Below are 16,714 nucleotides of genomic sequence, written 5' to 3' on the forward strand. Positions count from 1 at the left end.
CGACGGGTGAGTTGCGTCTCGAGGTGAGGGGACAGTGAGCGCCGTCGTGGCCGATGCCGTGGAGCACTTGGTGCGCGGCATCGTCGCCAACCCCGATGACGTCCGCGTCGAGCTGATCACCGGCCGCCGCGGGCGCACCGTGGAGGTGCACGTTCATCCCGATGACCTGGGCAAGGTGATCGGCCGCGGCGGACGTACCGCGACCGCGCTGCGCACCCTCGTCGCCGGTATCGGCGGCCGGGGCATTCGGGTCGACGTGGTCGACACCGACCAGTAGATGGAACTCGTCGTAGGACGGGTCGCCAGGGCGCACGGAGTGCGCGGCGAACTCGTCGTCGAGGTACGCACCGACGAGCCCGAGGCGCGCTTCGCGCCGGGCACGACAGTGCGCGGGCGGCTGCCCCGAGCGGCGGAGGTCCGCGAGTTCACCGTGGAGTCGGTCCGGGAGCACTCGGGCCGGCTTCTGGTGTTCCTGGCCGGCGTGACCGACCGCACCGGGGCCGACGCGCTGCGCGGCATGCTGTTCCTGGTCGACAGCGCCGACCTCCCGCCTTCCGCGGACCCGGACGAGTTCTACGACCACGAACTGGAGGGGCTGGAAGTTCGGCTCCTCGACGGCACCGTGGTCGGATCCGTGCGCGAAGTGCTGCATTCGGCCGCCGGTGAGCTACTCGACGTGCGCGCCGCCGAGGACGGGCGGGAGATCTTGATCCCGTTCGTCACCGCCATCGTGCCCACGGTGTCCCTCGCCGACGGCGTCATCGTGATCGATCCGCCCGAGGGTCTGCTCGACCCGGAATGAGGCGGCGGGAGACTCGCGCGGGCGTCGTTCGCCCGGCCGGCGAGAGTCGGCCCGGCGGCCAGAGGAGGCAGGGATGAAGATCGACGTCGTCACGATCTTCCCGGAGTATCTGGAGCCGCTGCGCACGGCGCTGCTCGGTAAGGCGATCGACAGGGGCCTGATCTCTCTCACGGTGCACGACCTGCGCCGCTGGACGCACGACGTGCACAAGTCGGTCGACGACGCCCCCTACGGGGGTGGGCCGGGCATGGTCATGAAGCCGACCGTGTGGGGTGACGCGCTCGATGAGGTCTGTCCCGACGACGCGCTGCTCGTGGTCCCCACACCGGCGGGCGTGCCGTTCACGCAGGCGACCGCGCACCGCTGGGCCGCCGAGGAGCATCTCGTCTTCGCCTGCGGCCGCTACGAGGGCATCGACCAGCGTGTCTTCGACGACGCCGCGCGCCGCGTGCGGGTGGCGGAGGTCAGCATCGGCGACTATGTGCTGATCGGCGGCGAGGCGGCGGTGCTGGTGATGACCGAGGCCGTGGTCCGGCTGCTGCCCGGCGTGCTCGGCAATCAACAGTCCCATGAAGAGGATTCTTTCTCCGACGGGTTGCTCGAAGGCCCCAGTTACACCCGCCCGGTCTCCTGGCGCGGCCTCGACGTCCCGCCGATCCTGCTGTCCGGTGACCACGCGAAGGTGGCCGCCTGGCGGCGCGAACAGGCCCTCGACCGGACTCGCGAACGTCGCCCCGACCTGCTGACGGACCAGGACACGGTGCGCGGACCGGGGCGATAGACCGAAACCGCCTACTTGTCGCTTCGGTGCTCCGAATGCCGGTGGACTATCACGCCTCACGGTAGTAAGCCGTGGCGGCGGGCCGCTACGACCGCCTCGTGCCGGGAGTGGGCGTCGAGTTTGACCATCGCATTGCGCAAGTAACTCTTCACGGTTTCCGGTCTGATCGAAAGCCGTTGCGCGGCTTCCTGATTGGTGCAGCCCAGGGCGATCTGGGAGAGCACGTCGAGCTCGCGGCGGGACAGTGCGGGACGGTCGGGATGCGGCTCGCCGGTCAGGACCCGGGTGAGTCGTTCGCACACCGCGTGCAGGCGTCCGCGCAGCCGGTCGTCCTCGGCCGAGCGCGCCATGCCGCGGAGTTCGGCGTGGATGTCGCGCAGTTCCTCGGTGATGGCCGGGGCCGCCGCGGCCGACGGTGCGGCCAGTTCCAGCATGCGCAGCCTGCGGTCGACCTCGTCGCGCACGGCGATCTCGGCGGCCAGGCGGCGACCGGCCTGGACGACGAGATCCGCGGTGCGGTCGCCCAGCGGGCTCGCGCCACGGGTGGCGGCATAGAGCACCGCGCGGGAGCGCCGGTCCACCACCACGGGCACGGCGAGCACGGAGCGGATGCCCTCACCGGAGACCGGCCCGTCGTAGTCGTGGGTGATCGAGGAGGCGCGACGATAGTCGGTGACCGCGGCGGGCCGTCCGGAATCCATCACCCGGCCGCCCAGCCCCGAGGTTCGCACCACGGCCAGGCCGCGCAGGCCGTTGGTCAGCGTGCCGACGAATTCCGACAGCAGCAACGCGTCGCCGTGCACTTCGCCGGCGAACGCGACCGGCACGCCCGCCGTGCTCGCCACCCAGCGGATCTCGGCGCGCAGAGCGTCGCTGTCGCGCGGACGCAGCAGGGCGGTGTGGGTCACGAGACTCACCCCTTTTCGGGGGTAGTGGACAGCGGGATGTGACCCACATCCTATTGCACACCCGGGTAGCGCTGGATCACAGAACGAGGAGAACCGAAGATGGGCACCGACCTGAATCAGCGGGTGCGCGAACTGCTGGACTGTTACGACCGCGCCGACGCGTCGGCGGCGGACCTGCTGTGCGATCGGCACCCGGCCGACCGGGTCGCCTTCACAATCGTCGAAGCGGACTTGTCCTCGATCGACCTCACCTACGGCGAACTGCGCGAACGCTCCGCCCGCTGCGCCGCCGCACTCGCCGAACTGGGCGTCGGACCCGGCCATCGGGTCGCCACGCTGATGGCGAAGTCGGCGGATCTGGTGGTCGCTCTGCTCGGCATCTGGCGCCGTGGCGCGGTGCACGTTCCACTGTTCACCGCCTTCGCGCCGCCCGCCATCGCCCTGCGGTTGAACGCCGCCCGCGCCTCGGTCGTCATCGCCGATGCCGACCAGGCGCCGAAGCTGGCGCCCGGGCCGGATCTGCCCGCGGACCCGCCCTGGCGGCTGATCGTCGCCGGAGCGCAGATTCCCGAGGGGGCCCTGCGGATGGACGAACTACTCGAGACCCATTCGGCGACCCACCCGAACGCCCGCCCGGTCGCGGTGGGCGGCGACGGATTGCTGGTCCAGCTGTTCACCAGCGGCACGACGGGCACGCCCAAAGGCGTCCCGATTCCGCTGCGCGCGCTCGCCTCCTTCCACGCGTACCAGGAATTCGCGCTGGACGTCCGGCCCGATGACGTCTTCTGGAACGCCGCCGATCCGGGCTGGGCCTACGGCCTCTACTACGCCATCCTCGGCCCGCTGGCCACCGGCGTCCGCAGTCTCCTGCTGCACGCGGGCTTCTCCGCCGCGCTCACCTGGCAGGTGCTGGAAACCTTCGGCGTCACGAACTTCGCGGCCGCCCCGACGGTCTATCGCGCGCTGCGCGCCGACAGCGCCACCCAGCCGGTGCGTTCCCGGCTGCGCCGCGCGTCCTCGGCGGGGGAGCCGCTGACACCCGAGGTCGTCGCCTGGTCGGCCGAGTATCTGGGTATCGCGGTGCGCGACCACTACGGCCAGACCGAGCACGGGATGGTCATCTGCAACGCCTGGCACGAAGTCCTCGACACCGAGACTCCCGCGGGATCGATGGGTCGTTCGTTGCCGGGATGGACCTGCGCCGTGCTCGCCGACGACGCCGACACCGTAGCGCCCGCCGGCGAATTGGGTCGCGTCGCGATCGACACCGAACGCAGCCCGCTGCTGTGGTTCCTCGGCTACCTCGACGCCCCGGAACGCACCGCGCAGCGCTACACCGCCGACGGCCGCTGGTACCTGACCGGCGACGCGGGCTCGCAGGACGCCGACGGCTTCTTCCGTTTCTCCGCCCGCGACGACGACGTGATCATCATGGCGGGCTACCGCATCGGCCCGTTCGAGGTGGAGAGCGTGCTGGTGCTGCACGAGCGGGTCGCGGAGGCGGCCGTGGTCGGCATGCCGGACGAACTGCGCGGCGAAGTGCTCGAGGCGTTCGTCGTACTGCGCGAGGGCGCCGTCGGCGGTCCCGAGCTGGAAGCCGAATTGCAGAGTCTGGTGAAGAGGAAGTTCGCCGCGCACGCCTACCCGCGCAAGGTCCACTTCGTGCCCGGCCTGCCGAAGACGCCCAGTGGCAAGGTGCAGCGATTCGTGCTGCGGCAGGGTGGTGCCCGGTGACACAGGCGCCTTTGCTCAGTTACGCCAACGGCATCTCCGACGTCCCGCTGCTCGGTGACACCATCGGCGGCAATCTCGATCGCACAGTGGCGGCGTTCCCGGATCGGGAAGCGCTGGTGGACCGGCCGACCGGGCGGCGCTGGACCTACCGCGCGCTCGGCGCCGCGGTCGACGCCCTCGCCTGCGGTCTCGCGGACCACGGCATCGGCAAGGGGGACCGGGTCGGCATCTGGGCGCCGAACTGCGCGGAATGGTTCCTCGTGCAGTACGCCACGGCGAAGATCGGCGCGATCCTGGTCAACATCAATCCGGCCTACCGCACCAGCGAACTGGAGTACGTACTGCGCCAGGCGCAAGTGCGGATGCTCGTCGCGGCCGAGCGGTTCAAGTCCTCGGACTACGTCGCCATGATCGAGCAGGTCCGGCCGAGCTGTCCGGCGCTGGCGCAGGTGCTCGTCCTGGGCACACCCGAGTGGGACGCGCTGACCGGCACCGAGATCGACCCGGATCGGCTCGCCGCGCTGGGCGCGCTGCTGTCGGCCGACGACCCGATCAACATCCAGTACACCTCGGGCACAACCGGTTTCCCGAAGGGTGCCACGCTCAGCCACCACAACATCCTGAACAACGGCTATTTCGTCGGCGAGCTGTGCGGATACACCGAACAGGACCGGATCTGCGTCCCGACCCCCTTCTACCACTGTTTCGGGATGGTCATGGGCAATCTCGCGAGCACGAGCCACGGTGCGGCGGTCGTGATCCCGGCGCCGTCGTTCGATCCTGAGGCGGCATTGGCCGCGGTCGAGGCGGAGCGCTGCACCTCGCTCTACGGCGTGCCGACGATGTTCATCGACATGCTCGCCGTACTGGAATCGGCCACCGTGGAGTTGTCCACGCTGCGCACCGGGATCATGGCGGGCTCGCCGTGTCCGGTCGAGGTGATGAAGCGGGTGATCGACCGGATGGGCATGCACGAGGTGTGCATCTGTTACGGCATGACGGAGACCTCTCCGGTCTCTACCCAGACCCGGCGCGACGACGGCATCGACCGGCGCACCGCCACGGTCGGCCGGGTCGGGCCGCACTTGGAGGTCAAGATCGTCGATCCCGCAACGGGTCTTACGGTGCCGCGCGGCGAGCCCGGTGAACTGTGCACCCGCGGCTACTCGGTGATGCTCGGGTACTGGAACGATCCGGACAAGACCGCCGAGGTCATCGATGCCGCCCGGTGGATGCACACCGGCGACATCGGCGAGATGGACGACTCGGGCTATCTGGCCGTCACCGGCCGTATCAAGGACATGGTCATCCGCGGCGGCGAGAACATCTACCCACGTGAGATCGAGGAATTCCTCTACACCCATCCCGACATCCTGGACGCGCAGGTGATCGGCGTACCGGATCCGAAGTACGGCGAGGAGCTGATGGCCTGGGTCCGGATGCGCGAGGGCGCACCGCCGTTGGACGCCGCGGCCGTGCGCGAGTTCGCCACCGGCAAGCTGGCGCACTTCAAGATCCCCCGCTACGTGCACGTGGTCGCGGAATTCCCGATGACGGTCACCGGCAAGATCCGCAAGGCCGAGATGCGGGAAGTAGCCCGAGCGATCCTCGCGTCTCCGAAGGAAACCTCGTCGAATTCGACCAGCGACTTCTGATCTCCGGAGAACGGGTAACTCACCGGGTACGTCCGGAAATCGGCTCGCCGTGCCACCGCAGGCCCGCCGCGGAACGGCCGGGCACCCATGACCGGCGAAAGACGTGGAGAGGCGGGGGAGCGGTAGTGTCTCCGACGTGACGACAGCGCCCGAGACTGCCAGTGCAGAGTCAACACCCGCCGTGCCACGCTCCGACGCCGCGGGCCCAGCCAGCGTGAACCGTCGTATCGCCGAGGAACTCGCGGTGCGGGAGACCCAGGTGCGCGCCGCCGTCGAGCTCCTCGACGCGGGCTCGACGGTGCCGTTCATCGCCCGGTACCGCAAGGAGGTCACCGAAGGGCTGGACGACGCGCAGCTGCGCTTGCTCGACGAGCGTCTGCACTACCTGCGGGAACTCGACGAGCGCCGGGCCGCGATCATCGAATCGATTCGTGGCCAGGGCAAACTCGACGACGCCCTGCACCGGCAGGTCCAGCTCGCCGAGACCAAGGCCCGGCTCGAGGACATCTACCTGCCGTACAAGCCGAAGCGGCGCACGAAGGCGCAGATCGCGCGCGAGGCCGGGCACGAGCCGGTGGCCGACGCACTGATCGGGGATCCGAACACCGATCCGGCGCAGTACACCGCCGAGCAGCTCGACGGCGCGCGCGCCATCCTGGTGGAACGCTTCGCCGAGGACGCCGACCTCGTCGGCGAGCTGCGTGAACTGATGTGGAACCGCGGACAGGTCACCTCGACCGTGCGCGCAGGCAAGGAGGAGGCGGGCGCGAAGTTCGCCGACTACTTCGAGTTCAGCGAGCCGTTCGACAAGCTGCCCTCCCACCGCATCCTCGCGCTGCTGCGCGGGGAGAAAGAGGAGGTGCTCACGCTGCACCTCGAGCCGGACACCGAGCAGCCGCAGCCGAGCGAACGCACCATCTACGAGGGCCGCATCGCCGCCCGCTTCGGCATCGCCGACCGCGGCCGGCCCGCCGACTCCTGGCTGCTGGACACCGTGCGCTGGGCGTGGCGCACCAAGCTGCAGGTCAGCCTCGGCATCGACACCAGGATGCGGCTGCGGCAGGCGGCGGAGAAGGACGCGGTCGACGTGTTCGCCGCGAATCTGCGCGATCTGCTGCTCGCCGCCCCCGCGGGCACCCGCACGACCATGGGTCTGGATCCCGGCTACCGCACCGGTGTGAAGGTCGCGGTGGTCGACGCCACCGGCAAGGTGGTCGCCACCGAGGTGATCTACCCGCACAAACCGCAGGGCCAGACCGAGAAGTCGCTGGCCGTGCTGGGCGCGCTGGTCGCCCGCTTCGGCGTGGAGCTCATCGCCATCGGCAACGGCACCGCCTCGCGCGAGACCGATGCTCTTGCCGCCGAGCTGATCTCGCGCATCCCGGAGAACAAGCCCACCAAGATCGTGGTCTCCGAGGCAGGCGCCTCGGTCTACTCCGCCTCCGCCTACGCCTCGCAGGAACTTCCCGAACTGGACGTCTCGCTGCGCGGCGCGGTGTCGATCGCGCGGCGGCTGCAGGACCCGCTGGCCGAGCTGGTGAAGATCGATCCGAAATCCATCGGCGTCGGCCAGTACCAGCACGACGTGTCCGAATCGCTGCTGGCCCGCTCGCTGGGCGCGGTGGTCGAGGACGCGGTGAACGCGGTGGGCGTCGACGTGAACACCGCCTCGGTGCCGCTGCTGTCGAGGGTCTCCGGCATCGCCGGGTCGGTGGCGGAAAGCATTGTGTCGCACCGGGATCAGAACGGCCCGTTCCGTAGCAGGACCGCGCTGCTCGACGTTCCGCGCCTGGGTCCGAAGGCGTTCGAGCAGTGCGCGGGCTTCCTGCGCATCCGTGGCGGCGACGACCCGCTGGACACCTCCGCTGTGCACCCCGAGGCGTATCCCGTGGTGCGGCGCATTCTGGAATCGACCGGTCGCGGCGTCGCGGAGGTCATCGGCAACACCACGGTGCTGCGTTCGCTGCGCGCCGGTGATTTCACCGACGAGCGCTTCGGTGTCCCGACCGTCACCGACATCATCGCCGAACTGGAGAAGCCGGGCCGGGACCCGCGCCCGGAGTTCAAGACCGCCGAGTTCGCCGCGGGCGTGGAGAAGGTCGCCGACCTCGAACCGGGCATGGTGCTCGAAGGCGTGGTGACGAATGTGGCCGCGTTCGGCGCGTTCGTCGACGTGGGCGTGCACCAGGACGGACTGGTGCACGTCTCGGCCATGTCGCACAACTTCGTCAAGGACCCGCGCGAAGTGGTCAAGTCCGGCGACGTGGTCAAGGTGAAGGTGCTCGAGGTGGACGTGGCGCGCCAGCGCATCGGCCTGTCCCTGCGCCTGGACGACGAGCCCGGCACACCCGCCAAAGGCGGCGACAACCGTCAGCGCGGCCAGGGCGGCCAGGGCGGCCAGGGCGGCCGGACCGGCGGCGGCGAACAGCGGCAGCGGCAGAATGGCCAGAACAGGCAGCAGGGCCAAAACCGCAATCAAGGCCAGGGGCGCGGAGGCAATCAGCGCCGGAACGCGCCCGCGCCGAGCGGCTCGATGGCGGACGCGCTGCGCCGGGCGGGTTTCGGCCAGTAGTTCGATGCGCGGGAGGGAGTAGCGGCCATGCGACGGTGGCTCCACGAGGACGTGATCGCCCAAGGGCGGCTGCCGTTGCTGTGCTTCCTCCTCGGGTTCATCGTCGGATTCCTGTTCATCCGCGTCAGCGTCCGGCTGATCCGTGCGCGGGTGCGCTGGTGGCCGGGCAATCTTCGGGCCGGTGACACGCACATCCACCACATGGTGTTCGGGGTGATCCTGGTGCTCGCCTCCGGCGTCGGCATGGTCGCCCAATACCAGAGCGCCGGCATGACCACCGCCGGCATCCTGGCCGCGCTCTTCGGTGTGGGCGCGGCGCTGGTGCTCGACGAATTCGCGCTGATCTTCTATCTACGCGACGTGTATTGGGAGAAGCAGGGACGCACGTCGGTGGACGCGGTGTTCGTCGCGCTCGCCGTGACGGGATTGCTGCTGCTCGGCTTCCACCCGCTGTGGATGCTGGACATCAACGATTTCCGGCGCGATCCGAGCGCCGAGGTCCGCGCTTTCGTCGTCGTGTTCGCGGTGATCAACCTCGCGCTCGCGGCGATCGTGATCGCCAAGGGCAAGATCTGGACCGGCCTGTTCGGCATGTTCTTCCTGCCGCTGCTGTTCGTCGGCGCACTGCGACTGAGCCGCCCGGGCGCACCCTGGGCGCGCTGGCGATACGCCGACCGCAGGCGCATGATGTACCGGGCCATTGTCCGGGAACGGCGCTATCGCCGCCCGGTCATCCGCGCCAAGATCTTCGTGCAGGACTTGGTCGCGGGGAAACCGGACGTCGAGCACGTCCGCACGGCGGCGGAGGCCGAACTCACCCGCAAGGTCGTGCCCGCTCCGCCCGCCCCGCACCGGCACCATTCGCCCTGGCATGCCGACCATGGTTCGCGGCAGACGCCGCCTGCCCAGGACGCGATCTCCGGAGAACAGAACCACTGAGCGGTGCCGTGGTCAGGACGGCTTGCCGCGCCATCAGAACAATGCAAAAGGTCATCCGGTCCGCTGGCGCGTCTTCGACAAACGCGGACGGATTCGGATGTTGTTATTCGTATGACCAAAACTATGCGTATACATATACTGTGATTATGTTGGATCCCATCAGCCTCGCGGTCGGTGCCGGCTTGGTCGGTGTCGGCTGGGTATGTGGTCGGTTCGGGCGTCGGCGGCGAGCCGGGTCGGGGAAAAGGCTCACCGCGCGCTGCGGGTGCGGCCACGACCTGGCATTGCACGACCGTGCCACCGGTACCTGTCATGCCGAGATCTCTCGTAAGGGCACGCACGGCCTGCGGGAGTGGGTCGGCTGCCACTGTCGCCGCTACACCGGACCGACCCCGCTGGAGGAAGTGTTCGCGTCGCCGATCCTCCCGCCGGAGGCCTGAACGGGCAGGAGAGACGCACGGCCGGTCGTGCCGCCGCGCCTCCACCCGGGCCGATTTCTTCCACGGCGCCCCGGTCTGGCACAATGCTCAGGTTGCCCTGGGTGGTTGTCGGCCCGGCGCACCCCCTAATTCGGAGCATGAACCGGCCGAGCACTTCGAGTGCCGCCAGGGTCCTCTGTTCGCGCGAAACCATAAGGATGGAAATGAACACCCTTGACTTCGTCGACGAAAAGTCGCTGCGTAGCGACGTCCCCGAGTTCCGCCCGGGTGACACGCTGAACGTGCACGTGAAGGTCATCGAAGGCTCGAAGGAGCGCATCCAGGTCTTCAAGGGCGTCGTGATCCGCCGCCAGGGTGGTGGCATCCGCGAGACCTTCACGGTCCGCAAGGTGTCGTTCGGTGTCGGCGTGGAGCGCACCTTCCCGGTGCACAGCCCGAACATCGACCACATCGATGTCGTGACCCGCGGTGACGTCCGCCGCGCCAAGCTCTACTACCTGCGCGAGTTGCGCGGCAAGGCCGCCAAGATCAAGGAAAAGCGCTGAGTTAGCTTTTCGGCACAGCAGATCTTCCTCAGCCCGGCATCGGACCTCGGTTTCGCTGCCGGGCTAATCTGTTCGGCGTGGCAGACGAAAGTGGGTCGGTGTCGGTGTCCGAATCGGGCGACGAGAATTCGCGGGCAGGTCGCGCCAAGCGGCGACCGAAGAAGAAGCAGCGGCCGTTCTGGCAGGAACTGCCGATCCTCATCGTGATCGCCGCGGTGATCGCCGCGTTGATGGTCACGTTCGTCGGTCGGCCTTACGTGATCCCGTCGGAGTCGATGGAAACCACCTTGCACGGCTGCGCCGGTTGCACCGGTGACCGCATCTACGTGCAGAAGCTGAGCTACTACTGGGGTGATCCGCAGCCGGGCGACGTGGTCGTTTTCGTCGGCCCGCCCTCGTGGAACACCACCTACAAGTCGATCCGCTCGGACAATGCCGCCGTCCGTGGCGTGCAGAACTTCTTCTCGTTCTTCGGCTTGGTGCCGCCGGACGAGAACGATCTGGTGAAGCGCGTGATCGCGGTCGGCGGCCAGACCGTGGAGTGCTGCGACGCGCAGGGCCGGGTCATCGTGGACGGCACGCCCCTGGACGAGCCGTACGCTCGCTACCTCGCCCCGTACGTGCCGGGCCAGCCCTACGGCCCCGGCGGCGGACGCGAGTTCAAGCCCGTGAAGGTGCCCGAGGGGCATCTGTGGGTGATGGGCGACAACCGCAATCAGTCCGCCGACTCCCGCGCCCATATCACCGACGAACTGCAGGGCACCGTCCCCGTCGACAATGTCCGTGGCAAGGCGGTGTTCAAGATCTGGCCGCCCGGCCGGATCGGGCCGGTGCGCGCGGAGAATCCGCAGCAGAACTGATCGCTCGGGCGCAGGATAATTGGACGGTGGGGCAAGGTGGAGTGCCGGTGGGTAACGGTTGGCCGCCGCGTGTGGTGATGCGCAGGGCGGGAGGATTGCGCACGCTCGAGGCGGCGTTGATCCGCAGTGGTCTAGGGCCTGTCGCCGGGGTCGACGAAGCGGGGCGCGGTCCCTGCGCGGGACCGCTGGTGGTGGCGGCATGCCTGCTCGCTCCGAAGGCATATGACAAGCTGGCCGGCCTCGACGACTCCAAGAAGCTCACCGAGGCCACTCGCGAACAGCTGTATCCGGTGATCGTGCGGCTGGCGCTGGCCTACCGGGTCGTCGTCATCCCGGCCTGGGAGATCGACTCGATCGGCATCCACGTCGCCAATATCGAGGGCATGCGCCGTGCCGTGGCCGGGCTCGGACGCACACCTGGCTACGTGCTGACCGATGGATTCCGGGTGCCCGGTATCCCGGTGCCCTCGTTGCCGGTGATCGGGGGCGACGCCGCGGCGGCCTGTATCGCGGCGGCCAGCATCCTGGCCAAGGTCACCAGGGACCGCATCATGGTCGAATTGGACCAGCGATTCCCCGGCTACGGCTTCGCCGCGCACAAGGGCTACAACACGCCCGAGCACACCGCCGCGTTGCACCGCCTCGGGCCCAGCAGCGAGCACCGTCGCTCCTGGCGCAATGTGCGCGAGGCGGCTGGGTTGCGCCCGGTCGCGGCGGCGGCCGATATCGCGGACGCCATGCTCGCCGAGGGCCTGGACGAAGCGCTGTCCGAGCAGTTTCCGAACGGGCGTACGGCTGGCCGAGTGGCTACCGACGCAGCGCATGCGCGATGATGTCACCACACGACGCGATGCGGCGAGAAGGAGGACGTCCCACCCGATGAGTGCCGAGGACCTCGAGAAGTACGAAACCGAGATGGAGCTCTCGCTGTATCGCGAGTACAAGGACATCGTCGGTCAGTTTTCGTACGTGGTGGAGACCGAGCGCCGCTTCTACCTGGCCAACTCCGTGGAGCTGCGGCCGCAGAACGCGGATGGCGAGGTGTATTTCGAAGTGCGGATGAGCGATGCGTGGGTCTGGGACATGTACCGCCCGGCCCGCTTCGTCAAGCACGTCCGGGTCATCACCTTCAAGGACGTCAACATCGAAGAGCTGGAGAAGCCGGACCTGCGCTTGCCCGAGTGAGCGGGCCTGGAGTTCTGCACAGCCGCTCGCTTATCAACAGGTTTTCCGATTCCCCAGGTCGGCGGCGCTGACCTGATCCGGCACCGGCGCACGCTGGCGGGGTGACGGACAAACAGGCGCTCGGCGCGCACGGGGAGGAACTGGCGGCGGAGTTTCTGCGCGCCGCCGGGATGGAAATCATCGCCAGGAACTGGCGCTGCCGATACGGCGAACTCGATCTGATCGCCAGAGACGGGGATGTGACCGCGTTCGTCGAGGTCAAAACGCGTTCGGGTCTGGGTTACGGCACCCCGGCCGAGTCGGTTACCTTCGCCAAGCGGCAGCGGATCCGACGGCTGGCGCTGCTGTGGCTGGCCGAGCAGGACGGACCGTGGCGGCGCATCCGGTTCGACGTGGTGTCGGTGCTGGCGATGCGGGGTCGGACGCCGGTCATCGATCATCTCGAGGCGGTGTTCTGAATGGCCCTCGGCCGGGCGCATTCGGTCGCGGTCACCGGCGTGGACGGCCTGCTCGTCGAGATCGAGGCCGATATCGGGCAGGGCCTGCCATCGGTCCACCTGGTCGGGCTTCCCGACACCGCGTTGCAGGAATCGCGCGACCGGGTCCGCTCCGCGGTGGCGAATTCCGGAGAGAAGTGGCCCGACGGCCGGGTGGTTCTCGCGCTGTCGCCCGCGACCCTGCCGAAACTGGGCAGCGTCTACGATTTGGCGCTCGCGGTCGCGGTCCTGGATGCCTCCGGCTCGGTACCCTCCGAACGGCTCGCGAAGACGGTGCTGCTCGGCGAACTCGCGCTGGACGGGCGGGTGCGACGAGTGCGCGGCATCCTGCCCGCCGTCCTCGCGGCGCGCACGGCAGGCTGGTCGACCGTCGTGGTGCCCGCGGTGACCATGGCCGAGGCCGGACTGGTCGAGGGCATCGAGGTTCTGGGAGCGCGCAATCTGCGCGGCGTCGTGGCGTGGTTGCGCGGGGAAGGCGTGCTCGACCAGCCGGACGGGGACCTGCCGGATCCGGTACGCCACGGCGGCGATCTGAGCGAGGTGGTGGGGCAGGACGAAGCCCGCTGGGCATTGGAGGTGGCCGCGGCGGGCGGGCACCATCTCCTGCTCACCGGACCGCCTGGCATCGGTAAAACGATGCTGGCTCAACGTCTTCCGAGCCTGCTGCCACCGCTTACGGAGACCGAGGCGCTGGAGGTGACGGCGATTCACTCGATGGCGGGCACGCTCGCCGGCGACCACCCGTTGGTCACCGCGCCACCGTTCGTCGCGCCCCATCATTCGACCTCGGTGACCGCGATGATCGGCGGTGGTTCGGGGACCGCCCGCCCCGGCGCGGTCAGCCGGGCCCACCGCGGCGTGCTCTTTCTCGACGAATGTGCCGAACTCGGCACGAAGGTGCTGGAGGCGATGCGGACGCCGCTGGAAGAAGGCGAAGTGCGCATCGCCCGGCGCGACGGTGTGGCACGCTACCCGGCCCGCTTCCAGCTCGTGCTGGCGGCCAATCCCTGCCCTTGCGCCCCGGCCCGCGACGTCGACTGCATTTGCGCCCCGCTGGCTCGCCGCCGCTACCTCGGCAAACTATCCGGCCCGCTGATGGACCGGATCGACATCTGGGTGCGGATGCACGGGCAGTCCGGCGCGGCGTTCGGCACCGATGCGGCCGAGAGCAGCGAGGTCGTCCGCGGCCGAGTCACCGCGGCGCGCCGCGCCACCGCCGAGCGCTGGCGCGAGTACGGATGGCTCACCAACGCCGAGGTTCCCGGCCACATACTGCGCCAGCGGTTCCGGCTGCCGCGCGAATCGCTCGCTCCCGTCGAGGCCGCCCTGCGTCTGGGCCGCATGTCCGCGCGCGGCGCAGACCGGGCCATCCGGGTCGCCTGGACGATCTGCGATCTGCGCGGCGGCGAGCTGCCCTCGGCACAGGACGTTCTGGCAGCACTGAACTTCCGTCAGCGGGGCGCGGAATGAGCGCGCCGGAGCCGACCGAGGGCGCGACGGTGGAGGTGTTTGCGGCGTCGCGTATGCCTGCCGTGGTCGATCCGCCTGTAGCGGCGGATACGCCTGGGGCCCCCGCGGCCGGTTTCGGCGCAGTGGCCGGGGAATCCGACGAGCGGCGGCTCGCGTGGGTGTACCTGTCGCGGGTGGTGCAGGGGCCGTGCGCGCCGCTGTCGGCGCTCATCGAGTCGGTGGGGGTGGTCGAGGCGGCGCGTGCCGTGCGGGAGCGCGCGCTGCCCGAACCGCTACGCGGGCCCACGGCGCTGCGGCGCGATATCGACATGGCGGCGCGGGATCTGGAGACCATCGACCGGATCGGCGGACGGGTGGTGACACCGGACGATCCGGAATGGCCCGCCTGGCGCATGCTCGGACTCGCCCAGCTCGAACCGGGGCGGGATCGGGACGGCGCCCTACCACTGGTGCTGTGGGTGCGCGGCCCACGATCTGTGCTGGAATCCAGCGAACGCGCTGTGGCGGTGGTCGGTGCGCGGTGTAGCACCGGGTACGGCAACCGGGTGACGGAGGAGATCGCGGGCGACCTCGCCGGGCAGGGATGGACCATTGTCTCCGGGGCGGCGTTCGGGATAGACGCCATGGCGCACCGGGCGGCGCTGGCGGTGGAAGGTCTCACGATCGCCGTGCTGGCCTGCGGCATCGACCGGCCTTACCCGGCGCAGCACGCGCGCCTGCTGGCCGACCTCGCCGAATCGGGCTTGGTGGTCAGCGAATACCCGCTCGGTGTCACCGCGCAGAAGCACCAGTTCCTCGCCCGGAACCGCTTGATCGCCGCCTTGGCCGACGGCGTGCTCGTCATCGAGGCCGGTCTGCGCAGCGGCGCGCGCAACACGGTCAAATGGGCACGCCGTCTCGGCCGTCCCGCCCTGGCTGTGCCCGGCCCGGTGACCTCGGCCGCTTCGGTCGGCTGCCACCGCATGATCCGCGACGGCGAAGCCATCCTGGTAACCAGGGCGGAGGAAGTCGTCGACGAGGCGGGGCCGTTGCGGCTATCGATTTCAGGGGCGCAGACAAGCGGCGGTCCGGAGGACCGGCTGACCGAAGACGAAGCAATGGTCTTCGCCACGCTGCCGAGGATCGGCTCGCGGTTGCCACTGGAGGTGTCCCGGCAGTGCGGATTGCCCCTTCCGATGGTTCGTGCGACATTGTCCGCCCTGGAATTGACGGGTCTGGTGACCAGTGACGAAAGCGGTTGGCACCGAACGGCGCGTCGCCGATGAGCGGAATCGGCGCGGTCGCTTGCCTTCCGGACCGCGGGTCGGGACGGTGGAAGCATGGAGGAACTGCCCGAAGATCTGGAAGCGCTGCTACTGGAGTACGGCAGGCATCTGCGGCTCGGGCGCAACCGGTCGGAGCACACCGTGCGCGCGTACCTGGGCGACGCGCGGTCCCTGCTGGAGCATCTGTACACGCGGTCGGCCGATTCGGCGATCCGCGAGCTGGACCTGCTGTTGCTGCGTTCGTGGCTGGCGCAGCAAGCCGCGGCGGGCGCGGCGCGAACGACCGTGGCCCGAAGGGCGTCGTCGGCGCGCACGTTCAGCGCCTGGCTCACCCGGACCGGCCGGTTGCCCGCCGATCCCGGGCTGCGGTTGGGTTCGCCGAAGGCGCATCGCGTCCTTCCCGCGGTACTCGGCAGGCAACAGGCGCTGGGCGCCATGGACGCCGCGGAATCGGGCGCCGCGCAGCGCGACCCGATGGCGCTGCGAGACCGGGCGATCGTGGAATTGCTGTATGCCACCGGCATCCGGGTCAGCGAGCTGTGCGGGCTGGACATCGAGGACGTGGACCGCGAACGGCGGGTGGTGCGGGTGCTCGGCAAGGGCAACAAGGAGCGTTCCGCGCCGTTCGGCGCACCCGCCGACGAGGCGGTCGGCAATTGGCTGCGCTATGGACGCCCCGACTTCGCCACCGCCGAGTCCGGCCGGGCGCTGCTGCTCGGCCGCCGTGGCAGGCGTCTGGATCAGCGCCAGGCCAGAACCGTTGTGCACGAGGTGGTCTCGGCCATCCCCGGCGCACCGGACCTCGGTCCGCACGGTCTGCGGCACACCGCCGCGACCCACCTCCTCGAAGGCGGGGCCGACCTGCGTGTGGTCCAGGAACTCCTCGGCCACGCCAGCATGGCCACCACTCAGCTCTACACCCATGTCTCCATCGAGCGGCTCAAGAAAGTGCACGACCAGGCCCACCCCCGGGCATGATGGCTCATCGTGGTCGTGGTGGCAGGAACGCCGCATCGGTGACCCGGAATTCTTCGCACGGCGACACGCGGCCTGTTCCGGGC

General features: G+C 69.4%; 17 protein-coding genes. 16 read left to right on the forward strand and 1 reads right to left on the reverse strand.

The genetic code is table 11. From position 1 onward, the window contains the following. Window positions 1-34: 34 nt before the first annotated feature. From ACFU5M_RS09505 to trmD, 3 genes are all read left to right on the forward strand, one after another. Window positions 35-277 carry an RNA-binding protein gene (locus ACFU5M_RS09505; protein ID WP_011210690.1) on the forward strand — a complete coding sequence of 81 codons (243 nt, stop codon included), beginning with the start codon at window positions 35-37 and terminating at the stop codon, window positions 275-277. Continuing rightward, complete coding sequence (gene rimM / locus ACFU5M_RS09510) at window positions 278-802, forward strand: ribosome maturation factor RimM (protein ID WP_379046467.1); 525 nt, start codon at window positions 278-280, stop codon at window positions 800-802. It begins immediately after the preceding gene. Window positions 803-875: 73 nt separating this feature from the next. Beyond that, window positions 876-1,583, forward strand: a complete 708-nt coding sequence (gene trmD / locus ACFU5M_RS09515) for a tRNA (guanosine(37)-N1)-methyltransferase TrmD (RefSeq protein ID WP_379046471.1) — start codon at window positions 876-878, stop codon at window positions 1,581-1,583. A gap of 56 nt (window positions 1,584-1,639) precedes the next feature. On the opposite strand, the gene ACFU5M_RS09520 is transcribed toward trmD, so the two are convergent. Next, window positions 1,640-2,491 carry a LuxR C-terminal-related transcriptional regulator gene (locus ACFU5M_RS09520; RefSeq protein ID WP_379046474.1) on the reverse strand — a complete coding sequence of 284 codons (852 nt, stop codon included), beginning with the start codon at window positions 2,489-2,491 and terminating at the stop codon, window positions 1,640-1,642. A 99-nt stretch (window positions 2,492-2,590) separates the two neighbouring features. Between ACFU5M_RS09520 and ACFU5M_RS09525 the strand changes: the two genes are divergently transcribed. From ACFU5M_RS09525 to ACFU5M_RS09585, 13 genes are all read left to right on the forward strand, one after another. After that, entirely contained in the window at window positions 2,591-4,225 is a 1,635-nt protein-coding gene (locus ACFU5M_RS09525) for an AMP-binding protein (RefSeq protein ID WP_379046477.1), read from the forward strand. Next, window positions 4,222-5,880, forward strand: coding sequence for an AMP-binding protein (locus tag ACFU5M_RS09530; protein WP_379046480.1), 1,659 nt, complete (start codon window positions 4,222-4,224; stop codon window positions 5,878-5,880). Before ACFU5M_RS09525 ends, ACFU5M_RS09530 begins: the two co-directional genes overlap by 4 nt. Window positions 5,881-6,061: 181 nt before the next feature. Continuing rightward, the gene (locus ACFU5M_RS09535) at window positions 6,062-8,452 is read left to right on the forward strand and encodes a Tex family protein (protein WP_379046484.1); all 2,391 of its coding nucleotides are present in this window, start codon (window positions 6,062-6,064) and stop codon (window positions 8,450-8,452) included. Window positions 8,453-8,479: 27 nt separating this feature from the next. Then, window positions 8,480-9,391 (forward strand): hypothetical protein, encoded by a 912-nt coding sequence (locus tag ACFU5M_RS09540; RefSeq protein WP_379046487.1) that lies wholly within the window; start codon window positions 8,480-8,482, stop codon window positions 9,389-9,391. A gap of 146 nt (window positions 9,392-9,537) precedes the next feature. Beyond that, a complete protein-coding gene (locus ACFU5M_RS09545) occupies window positions 9,538-9,831 on the forward strand; it encodes a hypothetical protein (protein ID WP_379046490.1) in 294 nt (97 codons plus the stop codon). Between the two features lie 203 nt (window positions 9,832-10,034). Then, window positions 10,035-10,376 (forward strand): 50S ribosomal protein L19, encoded by a 342-nt coding sequence (gene rplS, locus ACFU5M_RS09550; protein ID WP_040780792.1) that lies wholly within the window; start codon window positions 10,035-10,037, stop codon window positions 10,374-10,376. Between the two features lie 77 nt (window positions 10,377-10,453). After that, on the forward strand, window positions 10,454-11,236 hold the full coding sequence (gene lepB / locus ACFU5M_RS09555) for a signal peptidase I (protein WP_379046494.1): 783 nt from the start codon (window positions 10,454-10,456) through the stop codon (window positions 11,234-11,236). A 47-nt stretch (window positions 11,237-11,283) separates the two neighbouring features. Continuing rightward, window positions 11,284-12,069 carry a ribonuclease HII gene (locus ACFU5M_RS09560; protein ID WP_379046497.1) on the forward strand — a complete coding sequence of 262 codons (786 nt, stop codon included), beginning with the start codon at window positions 11,284-11,286 and terminating at the stop codon, window positions 12,067-12,069. A 46-nt stretch (window positions 12,070-12,115) separates the two neighbouring features. Next, window positions 12,116-12,421, forward strand: a complete 306-nt coding sequence (locus tag ACFU5M_RS09565) for a DUF2469 domain-containing protein (RefSeq protein ID WP_011210678.1) — start codon at window positions 12,116-12,118, stop codon at window positions 12,419-12,421. Window positions 12,422-12,522: 101 nt separating this feature from the next. Further along, window positions 12,523-12,879 (forward strand): YraN family protein, encoded by a 357-nt coding sequence (locus ACFU5M_RS09570; RefSeq protein ID WP_379046500.1) that lies wholly within the window; start codon window positions 12,523-12,525, stop codon window positions 12,877-12,879. Then, window positions 12,880-14,388 carry a YifB family Mg chelatase-like AAA ATPase gene (locus ACFU5M_RS09575; protein ID WP_379046503.1) on the forward strand — a complete coding sequence of 503 codons (1,509 nt, stop codon included), beginning with the start codon at window positions 12,880-12,882 and terminating at the stop codon, window positions 14,386-14,388. Continuing rightward, window positions 14,385-15,653, forward strand: a complete 1,269-nt coding sequence (gene dprA / locus ACFU5M_RS09580) for a DNA-processing protein DprA (protein ID WP_379046506.1) — start codon at window positions 14,385-14,387, stop codon at window positions 15,651-15,653. The genes ACFU5M_RS09575 and dprA overlap by 4 nt, the downstream gene beginning before the upstream one ends. A gap of 54 nt (window positions 15,654-15,707) precedes the next feature. Continuing rightward, the gene (locus ACFU5M_RS09585) at window positions 15,708-16,631 is read left to right on the forward strand and encodes a tyrosine-type recombinase/integrase (protein ID WP_379046509.1); all 924 of its coding nucleotides are present in this window, start codon (window positions 15,708-15,710) and stop codon (window positions 16,629-16,631) included. Window positions 16,632-16,714 lie beyond the last annotated feature (83 nt).

The organism is Nocardia sp. NPDC057455 (assembly GCF_042802775.1).
GTDB lineage: Bacteria > Actinomycetota > Actinomycetes > Mycobacteriales > Mycobacteriaceae > Nocardia.

Excerpts from the sequence above, each read along its gene's own strand:
- rimM (WP_379046467.1), top strand. The coding sequence starts at position 278 with ATGGAACTCGTCGTAGGACGGGTCGCCAGGGCGCACGGAGTGCGCGGC.
- trmD (WP_379046471.1), top strand. The coding sequence starts at position 876 with ATGAAGATCGACGTCGTCACGATCTTCCCGGAGTATCTGGAGCCGCTG.
- ACFU5M_RS09525 (WP_379046477.1), top strand. The coding sequence starts at position 2,591 with ATGGGCACCGACCTGAATCAGCGGGTGCGCGAACTGCTGGACTGTTAC.
- ACFU5M_RS09540 (WP_379046487.1), top strand. The coding sequence starts at position 8,480 with ATGCGACGGTGGCTCCACGAGGACGTGATCGCCCAAGGGCGGCTGCCG.
- ACFU5M_RS09545 (WP_379046490.1), top strand. The coding sequence starts at position 9,538 with ATGTTGGATCCCATCAGCCTCGCGGTCGGTGCCGGCTTGGTCGGTGTC.
- rplS (WP_040780792.1), top strand. The coding sequence starts at position 10,035 with ATGAACACCCTTGACTTCGTCGACGAAAAGTCGCTGCGTAGCGACGTC.
- ACFU5M_RS09565 (WP_011210678.1), top strand. The coding sequence starts at position 12,116 with ATGAGTGCCGAGGACCTCGAGAAGTACGAAACCGAGATGGAGCTCTCG.
- ACFU5M_RS09575 (WP_379046503.1), top strand. The coding sequence starts at position 12,880 with ATGGCCCTCGGCCGGGCGCATTCGGTCGCGGTCACCGGCGTGGACGGC.
- dprA (WP_379046506.1), top strand. The coding sequence starts at position 14,385 with ATGAGCGCGCCGGAGCCGACCGAGGGCGCGACGGTGGAGGTGTTTGCG.
- ACFU5M_RS09585 (WP_379046509.1), top strand. The coding sequence starts at position 15,708 with ATGGAGGAACTGCCCGAAGATCTGGAAGCGCTGCTACTGGAGTACGGC.